The sequence below is a fragment of the Flavobacterium sp. RHBU_3 genome, assembly GCF_046613565.1.
Lineage (GTDB): Bacteria > Bacteroidota > Bacteroidia > Flavobacteriales > Flavobacteriaceae > Flavobacterium.
Genome location: NZ_JBKJHC010000003.1, coordinates 84,839 through 97,114, shown reverse-complemented (window position 1 = coordinate 97,114; position 12,276 = coordinate 84,839). Strand labels below are relative to the sequence as shown.

Genomic DNA, 12,276 nt, shown 5'->3' with positions numbered 1-12,276 from the left:
TAGTTTAGTGTGCAGTTTTCAGTCGCAGTGGGTAGTTTGTTAACTGTAAACTGCGACTGAAAACTGTGACTAATAATTATTTTTTTTCTAATACCCTTTTTACTTCATTTAAAAGTAGCGGATAAGCCGGATCGGTCATCATGTGGCCATAGCCATCCAGTTCGTAATGTTTGGTTTGTGTATGCCCGTTTAGCTTCATCATACGCGCCATATAAGCGTTTTCATCGTAGCGGCCTAAGAGTTCAAGTTCTCTGTCGCCTGTAATTAGTAACAGGGGAGGAGCATCACCCCTTACATAGTATAGTGGCGCCCATTCATCAATAACCGGTTGTTTTTCGGGTATGCCCATTTCCTTTCGTGCAGTAAAGTGTGTAATACACTGCGGGCTGAAAGGGATTAGTCCTGCAATGTTGTTAGCATCGATATTGTATTTGGCGAGCCACTTTTTATCGAGCCCCACCATTAAATCGAGGTAACCACCCGCCGAGTGCCCCGAAAGGAATATCTTAGAAGCATCACCACCATATTTTTCTATATTATTAAATGTCCATGCTATGGCGGCCGCGGCATCTTCTATACATTGTTTTACCTTAACCTTAGGGCTTAGGCGGTAACCCACACCTATAATGGCATAGCCTTTATCTTTTAATGCTTGTGGTATTTCCTTACTACCTCCGGTAAGCCCACCGCCGTGAAACCATAGTATGGTAGCAAAGTCCTTTGTATCTTTAGGGTAGTAGACATCCAGCACGCAGCGTTCGGCTGCGTAAGCGTCGTTTTTGTAACTGGCTTCGGGGTAGTAACGAATGTTTGTTTTAGTGTCGTATTCTGTTTTTTGTGCGATAGCAAGCGAGCAGACAAACAACAGCAGTACTGAAAAAATGTTTCTCATGATTTTAAAATGTTTTGGAAAGCTTAAAGATACGCTTTTCTTCCCGAACCTACATTTTCGAGTTTTTCCAGTATACTTAATACAGTGTCTACATCTTTTATGCGGTATTGTGCACTAGTATTCCCAGGGCCTACTTTAACCGAAAATTCATTGGCTCCGGTAAGCTGTTCAAACATATCTTCATCGGTACGGTCATCGCCAAATGCAATTACAAAATCATGGTTTCCGGTAAGTATACTGTTTCGGCAGGTGGTGCCTTTATGGGCTAAGTAATGTTTTACCTCTATAACTTTATTACCGTCTATTATTTGTACGGGTTCGTTATACATGTGGTTTTTAAGCAGCGTAAGCAGCTCGCGTGAGGTAAGAAAACCCAGTTTTTCATCTACATTGCGGTAGTGCCATGCCACCCCGAACTCTTTTTCTTCAATAAAGCTCTCGGCGTTACGGTCTGTAAATTCCTCCATAATATTAATGACACGCTTTTTCCAGTTGTTAGTGCCCTGTATAACCGGTTCCCAACTTTCACGTTTTATCCAGCCGCCATGTTCGGCAACCAGTCCGGTACCGGTATCGCCCAGGTGCTTTTCCAGAAAGTTACGGTCGCGGCCACTAACTGCCCACACTTCGTTTGCAGGGTCTGATGAGAGTGTTTTTAGCAGTGTTTTTACCCTATCGTCAGGTACTGCCATTTCCGGTTTTGGTTGCAGTTTTACAAGAGTGCCGTCAAAGTCCAGTAGGAACAACCTGTTTTTAGCTGTTTGAAATTTCAACAATATTTCTTCAAGTGTGTTACCGCTAAGTACTACAGCCCTGTTATCGTTAGCATACATTTCTTCGGTATCCGCCAGAAAGCGGCTTGCCCATAAAAATACGTCGTGCTTGCGCAGGTACTGCTGCATGCGCCCCATACGGCGTTCCTGTTCTTGCAGGGGCATGGTAAGTGCCTGCCGAATCCTTTCGGCAGTATGATCGGTATCAAACGGGTTTATGGTTATAGAATCCTGTAGCTCTTTAATAGCTCCTGCCATAACGCTTAGCAGCAATACTCCGTGCTTGTCCTTGCGCGATGCCACATACTCTTTTGCAACCAGGTTCATACCGTCGCGCACGGGCGATATTAAGGCTACATCGGCACTATTGTACAAGGCTATAAGCCTTTCAAAGTCTACAGATTGATATTGGTATACTACAGGGCTCCACTTATAGTTACCCAGTGCTCCGTTTATGCGTCCTACATTATGCTCTATCATTCGCTTACGTTCGCCGTACTTGCCTATTTCCTCTCTTGATGGTACAATTACAAGCAGGAAAACCACTTTCTCTTTCCATTCGGGGTATTTGTTCAGGAAGGCTTCAAAAGCGTTGAGTCGGTTGTTTATCCCTTTTGAATAGTCAAGGCGGTCTACTGAAAAAATGATTTTTTTGTCGGGGTACAATGAAGTAATTTCCTCCCGTAGTTTTACTACTTCAGGCTTATCGTAAGCATCGTTGAATTTATCAAAGTCAATGCTTATGGGGTAAGACCCCACCTTTGTACGATGGCTTTCCTGAGAAAAGATGAAACCGTTTTGGTTATAGCCCAGCAGTTTTTCTACACACTCAGTAAAATGATTAGCGTTATCCCAGGTATGGAATCCGGCCAGGTTAGCGCCCAGTATACCTTCAAGCAGGTAGCGTTTTACCTGATTGGGTAATATGCGGAAAATTTCAAAATTAGGGAAAGGGATGTGCAGGAAGAAACTTATAATAGCATTGGGGTGCAGTTCGCGGATTAGCTTTGGTAATCCCATAAAATGGTAATCATGTATCCATATAATATCTCCGGGTTCATAGATTGTACTGATTTTTTCGGCTACAATTTCATTTGCGGTTTTATAAGCTTCAAAGGCTTCGGGGTGGTATTCCATAAATGAAGGGAAATAGTGAAATAAAGCCCATAGTATGGAGTTGCTAAATACATTGTAGAAGTTTTTATTCAGTCTTTTATCCAGGAATATCGGTTCGATTTCAAAGTTTTTCGGAAAACTGTCGCGGTTTGCTTCCCATACGGTTTTTTCAAAATCGGCTATGCCTACCCAGGTCAGGTCTTTACTGCTTTTCTCAGAGTAGGAGAGCACAGCAGTGGCAAGTCCGCCCGAAGTTTGTTTAATGGTGGTTTTTTGATTTTGTTTTTTAATGGAAAGGGGTAATCGATACGATACAGTAATAATTTTCATGATAATTTTATTTGCCGGCGGCCTAAACCTGACGGTTTTCATAAAATTACAAAACACAAAAGGTAGGGGCACTTTATAAAGAGGTCATTAACATTAATTTAAGCCCCTTTTGTCATATCCCGAATATTTAAAGAAAATTATTGCCATATTATAACCGGTAGTTATTTTTCGAGTATCATGGTCATTCCCTGCCCGCCTGCGGCACACACTGAAATCAATCCACACCCATTTCCTTTTTCGTTCAGTAGCTTTGCAAGAGTGGCAATTACGCGCCCGCCGGTAGCTGCAAACGGATGCCCGGTAGCAAGGCTGCTGCCGTTTACATTCAGCTTACTGAGGTCTATACTACCCAATGCAGGTACACCAAATTGGGCAGACAGTTCGTCGCTCTCCCAAATTTTAAGCAGTGCCAAAACCTGAGCTGCAAATGCTTCGTGTATTTCATAGAAATCAAAATCCTGAAGAGTAAGTCCGGCTTTTTGAAGCATCTTTGGGGCAGCATATACGGGAGCCAACAATAGGTTGTGCTTCTGTTCTATGTATTCTATGGCGGCTATTTCGGCGTGGGTAATGTATGCTAAAACGGGAAGGTTGTTTTGTGCAGCCCATTCTTCGCTTGCCAGTAACAGGCACGACGCGCCATCGGTTAGGGGAGAGGAATTGCCCGCTGTAAGTGTTCCGTTTATTTTATCAAATGCCGGTTTTAGCCGTGCAAGTTTCTCCAGGCTGGTATCGCGGCGCATGTTATTATCTTCAGTAAGCCCAAGGTATGGCGAAACCATATCCTTAAAGAATCCCCTGTCTGTAGCTGCCGCCATTTTTTGGTGGCTGCCCAGCGCAAAAGCATCCTGCGCTTCACGCGATATGTTGAAGTATTTAGCCGTGTATTCGGTATGCCCTCCCATAGATAACCCGGTGCCGGGTTCCAGGTTTTGTGGTGCCACTGGTGATAGATCGCCCAGTTTAATTTTGCCCAAAGCCTTCAGCTTGCCCCAAGTGGTTTTTTCCCGGCGTGCGGTTAACAGGAGTTTCCGAATATGTTCGTTTAATACCAATGGTACATTACTGGTAGAATCTACACCACCGGCTATACCGCAGTCTATTTGCCCCAGGGCAATTTTATTAGCAATATACATTGTTGCTTCAAGCCCGGTATTGCAGGCCTGCTGTATGTCGCATGCAGGGGTTTTTGGGTTTAGCGATGTATGCAGCACACATTCGCGCATTAGGTTTATTTCCCAGCTGTGTTTTATAACCGCACCACCGGCTACTTCCCCCAGTTGTTTGCCTGCAAGGTTGCATTTGGTAATTAGCCCGTTCATGGCTGCTACCATCATGTCCTGGTTAGATGCCTGTGCATAGTTAGTAAACTGCCGTGCAAACGGAATACGGTTGTAACCTATTATGGCTACCCTGCGGGGTTGTGCTGCTAACATGAGAGGTTTTGATTTATATATTAAAATTACAAAAAATAATGATTGTTTGCTGCCAAAAAGAAAAGGCTCCCGGAAGTCCGGGAGCCTTTAAAAGTAGTGTGGCTAAAATTTAGTTTTGCCTGTTAATGTAGATCCATCCTGTTTTAGATGCTCCTTCTGTGCGGTCTATTGCATAGAAGTAAGTACCTGTAGGAAGTTCTTCACCATTATTTGTTTGACCATGCCATTCGTTGGTGTAGTTAGTTTTAGCATATACTTCTTTGCCGTAACGGTTAAAGATAGTCAGCTTTTTAGCACCAAAGCCTGTAAGGTCGAAGAAGTCGTTTAGGTCATCAGTACCGCCCGGAGATATACCACGCTGTATTTCGCAAGTAATGCCATCTACAGTATAGGTTACCGGTACACTACATCCATTATTGGTTACCGTTAGGGTAATATCCATAGGGAATGAAGGGTAAGTAGACAGAGACGCTACGTATGCGCTAACATTCAGTTCTTCAGAATCACTGCCTATTGGAGTACCTGAAGCAGTTGTCCACTGGTAGGTTACTAAAGATGTGTCGAATGACTCATCTGTAGGGGTAGCAGTAATGATGAACGAAGGTCCGTTACAAACGCCGTCAAGTGTAAACGCGATTTCACCGTTAAGGTTGAAGTTTTCAGTATGGCTGTTGCCAAGGTTACAAGTGCTTGCGTCAGCTCCTACAGTGTAGGTTACTGAATATGTACCTGCAGCAACACCTGCAAGTGAAATTTCACCAGTTGAAGAGTTGATCGTTAGACCACCGCTTACAGTAAATGTACCACCTGCTGCAAATCCTGAAGCAAGTTCCGGAAGGATAGTTCCTGTACCGAAGCAGTATTGCTCGTCGTAAGTAAAGCCAACTTCCGGAGTAAATGCCGGAGTAATGGTTACTTGGGCAGTATTAGATCCTGAAGCTACACATCCGGTTACATTAGCTGCAAGTGTATACGTTACAGTATATGTACCAGCTGTACTGTTTGCCATATCTATCTCACCTGTTATAGCATCTACAGTAAGGCCTGCATCGGCAGTAAATGTACCACCAGTAGTAAATCCACTGAATAGTGCCGGAAGCTGGTTAGCAGCAGTAGAACACACATTAGTGTACTGGAAGCCTGTTACCGGAGTGCTTGGAGCAGTAATTTCTACAGTTGTAGTATATACACCAGCCGCAGAACAAGTAGTATCATCCTGTAGATATGTATATGATATAGTGTACATACCAGGAGTACTGTTAGCGAGGTCAATAACACCTGTTGTAGCGTCTATTGATAGGGTTCCTGTGCTGTTAGCGTCGGCATATGTTGCACCTGTAAGAGCAGGGTCTGCACTTGGAGCAACAGTAGCTTCTAATCCACATACGGTTGGATAACTGATATTTATAGACGGAGCTACAAGCGGAGTAATAGTAATAGTAACAGCGTCGCTGGTTGCGGCAGCCATACAGCTGGTAGCATCTTCAGCTACACTGTAGGTTACTGTATAAGTACCAGGGTTACTTAGTGCCATGTCTATTTCACCTGTTGTGGCATCTACCACAAGGTTTGCAGGGTCAGACGATGTAAACGTACCGTTTGCAGCAAAACCTGCATCAAGTACCGGAAGCTGGTTAGCAGCCGATTCACATACGTTGGTATATGTAAATGTAGTAACCGGCGTAGCAAGTGGTGTAATAGTAATGCTTACAGTTGTAGCGCTTGGAGCAACACATGTTGTTACATCACCTGCAATGCTGTAAGTAACGTCGTAAGTACCGGCAGTACTTAGTGTAAGGTCTATTTCACCTGTTGTAGCATCTATAACAAGGTTTGTAGGATCTGATGTTGTAAATGTACCTGTTGTAACAGCTGTAGCATCAAGTGTTGCAACCGGGTTTGTACCTGCAATACATACCGAAGCCGGTAGTGTAAAGGTAGTAACCTGTGCTGTAGGAGCACTAACAATTACATTAAGCGGAGCTCTTGGGCCTTCACATCCGGCAGGGGTAACCTGGCTTACATAGTAAGTGGTAGTACCTGCAACTGAAGTGTCAGGGGTAGGAGCAGTGGTTGTAGCTGTACCGCCTGTTGGGTCAGTATACCAGTTTAGCGTATTACCGTCAGCAGCAGTAGCTGTAAGTTCAGCAGCAGTAGCAGTTTGGCAGTAAGTTACATCTTCTGTGGTAGGAGCTACCGGAGTTTCGTTTACTGTAACAGTAATAGGAAGCCTTGGGCTTTCGCAAGCACCGGCAGTAGAAGACTGGCTTACATAGTAAGTAGTAGTGCCTACAACCGAAGTATCAGGGGTAGGAGCAGTAGCACTTGCAGTACCGCCTGTTTCTACATCATACCAGTTTAGTACATATCCGTCAAGGGCAGTAGCAGTAAGTGTTGTCGCTGTATTACCCTGGCAGTATGTGTATGTATCCTGTCCTGTAGGTGCAGCAATATCCGGAGCAGTGTAAGTAACAGTAAGTAGGTTAGTACAGTAAGCTGTAGTCCAGTCATACTGGTAAGTACCCGGAACGGTAAAGCCCGAAATGGTAGTACTGTTTGCAGTAGGATCTGCAATTATAGTAGCCGAAGGGTTATCAGCGTGTGCTATCCATGTACCACCACCTGTGGCTTCAACGTTTACATAGTTGAAGATATCGGTAGTAGTAGGGTCACAGTCTGCAACTGCAGGGTTTGTAGATGTAATAGCGTTGTTAGCTGTAAACGTAATTGCATCAAGGAAGTTACCTACACTGGTGTTACCAGTTGAAGTAGATACTGCCTGGAAGAAGAAACGTGTAGTAGTTTGTCCGGCAGGTACAGTGTATGTAAGAGTACCGTCGGCGCCATAGTAAGCCCATGCAGTACCGTTACCACCATTAGCAACACTAGCACCTGAAACACCCGGGTAGCCAGATGGTACACCATTAGCAGATGTACTGAAGTTAGTACCTACCTGAGTATATGTGTCTATTACATCGGCCAAAGTTTGACCCGCTGCCGGTACAGGACCAGCCATAAGTCGCATTACGTCTATAACGTTACCTGATGCTGCATAAGAAGCACTGGCATAGTTTGTATTCCTTGCCCTGTGTGCAAATTTCACAACAAACACGGTACCCGGGGCTGCAGTATAATCCTGGTAAACACCCATTGTGGTACCCTGGTTAGCATTAGCGTTTAGTTCTATAAACTGGTCGCTGTTAGCCGGAGCAGCTGCTGGCCAAGTAACGAAAAGATCGGTACCTGTATTAGTGTGGTAAGCAGGCTGGTGTTCGTAGTTTGGCTCTATCCAATATTCCATGGCATGATCTGTTGCACCTGTTTTCCATCCCGGAACAACATAGTCAAGGAAGAACGTAGGGCCCTGTCCAGAATTGGTATGCGCCATATCCGGAAGCTCAAAACTTGGGTTTATAGTAGTAATCTCACAGTCACTGTTTGTTGCTGATGACGGTGTAGTTATACAGATATTGAAAGTTGTGGTAAGGCTTATTGTTGTAGTTGTAGGGTTTAATGTTAACCTTACATAGTAAGTAGTACCCGGTGTAAGTCCTACCATGTTTACGGCGTTGTTAGCACTACAGAAAAGTTCACCTCCATCAGCAGGCGTGCCTTCATAAATACTGATTACTACCTGTTGCGCAGTTCCTGCAAATCCTGAAAGCGATAGGGTTTGTAGGCTGCTTGTTGCAGTAAACTGATACCAAATGTCTGGACCATTAGTAGTGTATGGGCTACATGTAGGTAATGATAGGGTAGAGCTTGTAGCGCCGGTAAATGCAGCTGCTGTAGTTACTGTACAGTCTGTACCGCTGTTTACAGTAAGGTCTACTGCTCCATCATAATTATCGTTGATAATTGCAGTAGTAAATGAGAATGGACCAGACCATATACTCTTATCACTGTCGCTACATATTGCCCTTACATAGTATTGGTATGTAGTAGCAGGGTTTAGCGGGCTATAAGTATAACCTGTGCTTGTAGTAACAGTTGTACCTGTGGTTGTAGCTGTAGGAGCAGCTGTACCGGTAGGTACTACGTATACTTCCCATGAAGTTTCTGTTCCCTGAGGAGTCCAGCTTAGCGTAGCTGAAGTACTTGTTTGTACAGCGGCAAGGTTTATTGGCTTAGGACAAGTAACAATAGTAATGTTAATGTTATCTACTGCCGCCGGCGGCTGAGTACCTATGCTACCATCATTCCTCCATTCAAATACAAGCCTGCGTACCTGGCCTGCATATGCCGAAACGTTAATCGTATTAAGGTAGTTTGTCCAGCTGCCGTTTACGTTAAAGTTGCCACCTACCTGTATACCGCCGCTGTTAGCTGCAGTCATTAGTGTACCTGCAACCGGAGTATAGGTAACAGGAACCATCCATACCCTTAGGTAATCACAACAAGATTCACCATACGCTTTCCAGTCAAATGAAAGGTTTATTTCGCTTGTGCCGGCAGGTATAAGGATATCCCTGTAGGCATGTACTGTAGATTGTGTAGTAATAGAGAAAGCATTGCTGGTACCGTTATCGTTAGTTATGTATAACGATTTTGTACCACCATTACTTGTAGCGCTGCCTACAATCCATTTATTAGGTTGTGTACCGTTATCAAACCCGAAGCCGTGTGTACCTTCAAAATCCTGGGTATAATTTAGTATAGCAGGTATTTGTGTGGTTGTAAAGCTTATAGGGCCTACCCATGTACTGTAATCACCACTGCCACAGTTGCTCCTTACCCATATATAATATGTAGTGTTTGGAGTTAGTGAGCTAAGTGAAAAAGAAGCTGGAGTTACGTTAGTCGTAGGACTCGTAGCTGCTACCGGAGCAGTATTGTTTGTAGAAAAATAAATATCATAGGTAGGAGTTACTGAAGAAGGTCCTGTCCATGTAAAGTTAGCAGTACTCTCAGTTACTGTACCCAAAGTAAAGTTTGTAGGAGCCGGACATGTTATTATAGACAGGTTAATGTTGTCTACTGCCGCCGGTGGCTGGGTACCTAGGCTGGTGTCGTTTCTCCATTCAAAGATAAGCCTCCTTACAGTACCTGCATAAGCAGCAGCATTTATTGTAGTGGTATATGTACTCCAGCTGGAGTTAAGGCCAAAGTTTCCACCTATTTGAATACCGCCACTGTTAGCAGCTGTTGTTTGTGTACCTGCTACCGGAGTGTAGGTTGCCGGTACAAGCCATACCCTTAAATAATCCCAACCGCTTTCACCCTGGTTTTTCCAGTCAAATGAAAGTGTAAGCTGGTCTACAGCGGCAGGCATTTGTATATCGCGGTATGCCATTACTGTAGAAAGTGTGTTTAAGGTATATGCGTTGTTAGCACCGTTGTCATTAGATACATATATAGAGTTAGTTCCTCCGTTTGAAGTAGCTGTACCGTAGTACCATTTGTTTGTTTGTGTTCCATTTACAATGGCCCAGTCCTGGGTTGATTCAAAACCATCGGTGAAGTTTAACGTTCCCGGGATTTGAGAAGTTGTAAAAGTATATGGTCCGGCCCATTCACTGTTGTTACCATCACCACATACTGCCCTTACATAATATTGATAAGTTGTTTGTGGTGTAAGTGTGGCAGGAGTAGTATAGCTTGTACCTGTTGCAGAAACACCCACACCTGTAGGTGAAGTACCGTTTGTAACTACTTCCACTTCAAAGTTAGTAGAAGTACTTGTCCAGTTTAGAGTAGCATAAGTGCCCGAAGGGTTTGCGCCAAGTGCTGTAGGGATGATACATTGTTCTACCACCTGTACATCGTCTACAAGCCAGCGGTCTCCGTCGTCGCCCATCATTACAAAGGCTACATAAACTTGTTGACCATTATAAGCAGCAGGTATATCTACTACTTTTTGTTCATATTCCTGCTGAACAGTATTCAGCGTTAATTCGGTCCAGGTTTGCAGGTCGGTAAACGGCTGCGTTATGTCTGTACCTATCATTACTTTGTAGCTGGTACCCTGGTCTCCGTTTACGGTTAGCCTCGACCAGAATTTCAACTGGGCGTTAGCAGGTACTGTAAACAGCGGAGTTACTAACCAGTCTTCACTCTGGGTGCCGCTTGCTACGTTTTCTTTGTTTAGATAAGCAGCATGGGTGCCAGAATATGCCGGCTGGGCAGTAGATCCATTACCCTGAATCCAGTACTGTACCGGGCCTGACACGTTTTTAATGTACCATCCGGTAGGTCCTGCACTGCCTTCTGTACCGGACAGAGGAGTCCATGTCCCCTCAAAGTCCTCAAGTGCAAGCTGAGCAAATCCACTTGCGGACAGGAGTAACATTAACAATAATGTAATTTTTCTCATAAGAAAGTCGAAATAAATTTTAGCACCTAAAAGTATCAAAAAAGTAAAAAAGGTTGCGTGCATTTTTCCGGAAAAATGCATTGTTTTAACAAAAAAAACAAATTTGTTCCCTGCGGTTAGATTTTTATGTTAAAAAGTAGTAAATGAGTAGTGAAAAAATAAATAAAGCCTCCGTTTTTGGCGGAGGCTTTTGGGTATTAAAAAGTTTTTTCTTAATTATTTAGCATTACAGGCATTACCAGCATGGTTACGGTTTCGCCTTCGTCAAGACCGTCTACCGGGGTAAGGATACCTGCGCGGTTTGGCAATGACATTTCAAGCTGAATTTCGTCGCTTTGCAGGTTGGTAAGCATTTCTGTAAGGAAACGCGAGTTAAAACCTATCTGCATATCGTCGCCCTGATAATCACAAGTCAACCTTTCTTCAGCTTTGTTAGAATAGTCAATGTCCTCAGCAGAAATGTTAAGTTCTGTGCCTGCTATTTTAAGGCGTATCTGGTGTGTGGTTTTATTACTGAAAATAGCCACACGACGCACCGAGCTAAAGAACTGGCTGCGGCTTATAAGCAGCTTGTTAGGGTTCTCTTTAGGTATTACCGCTTCGTAGTTAGGGTATTTACCATCTATAAGACGGCAGGTAAGCACGTAGTTGTCAAAAGAAAACGTAGCGTTACTGTCATTATATTCTATAGTTACATCAGAGTTAGATGTGGCAAGTATACCTTTAAGTATGTTAAGCGGTTTTTTAGGCATAATAAAGTCGGCCACCTGAGATGCTTTTACATCAGTACGTGCATACTTTACAAGTTTGTGCGCATCGGTAGCTACAAACGTTAGCCCTTGTGGAGAGAACTGGAAAAATACTCCCGACATTACCGGACGAAGATCATCATTACCGGCTGCAAATATGGTTTTGCTTACAGCGGTGGCAAGTACCTCGGCAGGAACTATAGTAGATGAAGGGTCTTCAAGCGATACAGCTTTCGGGAATTCGTCTCCGGCGGCATATGCCAGCGCATATTTACCCGAATTAGAACTTATTTCTACCGTGTTGTTGTCTTCTACAGTAAAAGTAAGCGGCTGTTCAGGAAAAGTTTTCAGGGTTTCAAGCAATAATTTTGCCGGAACCGCCACGCTGCCCACGCTGTCTGAATCTATTTCCAGAGTAGAGGTCATGGTGGTTTCAAGGTCTGAAGCCGAAACTTTTAGCTCTGTGCCGTTTAGCTCAAACAAGAAGTTATCTAAAATAGGCAGGGTGTTGTTGCTGTTTATAACACCGTTAAGCACCTGCAGCTGTTTTAGCAAATATGTACTTGATACTATGAATTTCATTCCTGATTATTTTTTTGTTTAGTTCCCTTTCGGGAATGGATAGCAAATATATCGCAAAGCAATTTAATACTGAAACTTTTTTTTC

5 protein-coding genes are annotated in these 12,276 nt (G+C 43.7%); all 5 read right to left on the bottom strand.

Features of this window, described 5'->3' with window-relative positions; all coding sequences use genetic code 11:
- Positions 1–76: 76 nt before the first annotated feature.
- Complete coding sequence (locus ACLI1A_RS04695) at positions 77–892, bottom strand: alpha/beta hydrolase (RefSeq protein WP_411406613.1); 816 nt, start codon at positions 890–892, stop codon at positions 77–79.
- A gap of 23 nt (positions 893–915) precedes the next feature.
- Positions 916–3,111: a bifunctional alpha,alpha-trehalose-phosphate synthase (UDP-forming)/trehalose-phosphatase gene (locus tag ACLI1A_RS04690; protein WP_411406611.1), complete on the bottom strand. Its 2,196-nt coding sequence runs from the start codon at positions 3,109–3,111 to the stop codon at positions 916–918.
- Positions 3,112–3,272: 161 nt separating this feature from the next.
- Positions 3,273–4,547, bottom strand: coding sequence for an acetyl-CoA C-acetyltransferase (locus ACLI1A_RS04685; RefSeq protein ID WP_411406609.1), 1,275 nt, complete (start codon positions 4,545–4,547; stop codon positions 3,273–3,275).
- Between the two features lie 109 nt (positions 4,548–4,656).
- Complete coding sequence (locus ACLI1A_RS04680) at positions 4,657–10,836, bottom strand: choice-of-anchor J domain-containing protein (RefSeq protein ID WP_411406607.1); 6,180 nt, start codon at positions 10,834–10,836, stop codon at positions 4,657–4,659.
- Positions 10,837–11,072: 236 nt separating this feature from the next.
- Positions 11,073–12,191: a DNA polymerase III subunit beta gene (gene dnaN / locus ACLI1A_RS04675; RefSeq protein ID WP_411406605.1), complete on the bottom strand. Its 1,119-nt coding sequence runs from the start codon at positions 12,189–12,191 to the stop codon at positions 11,073–11,075.
- Positions 12,192–12,276 lie beyond the last annotated feature (85 nt).

Excerpts from the sequence above, each read along its gene's own strand:
- ACLI1A_RS04695 (WP_411406613.1), bottom strand. The coding sequence starts at position 892 with ATGAGAAACATTTTTTCAGTACTGCTGTTGTTTGTCTGCTCGCTTGCT.
- ACLI1A_RS04690 (WP_411406611.1), bottom strand. The coding sequence starts at position 3,111 with ATGAAAATTATTACTGTATCGTATCGATTACCCCTTTCCATTAAAAAA.
- ACLI1A_RS04685 (WP_411406609.1), bottom strand. The coding sequence starts at position 4,547 with ATGTTAGCAGCACAACCCCGCAGGGTAGCCATAATAGGTTACAACCGT.
- ACLI1A_RS04680 (WP_411406607.1), bottom strand. The coding sequence starts at position 10,836 with ATGTTACTCCTGTCCGCAAGTGGATTTGCTCAGCTTGCACTTGAGGAC.
- dnaN (WP_411406605.1), bottom strand. The coding sequence starts at position 12,191 with ATGAAATTCATAGTATCAAGTACATATTTGCTAAAACAGCTGCAGGTG.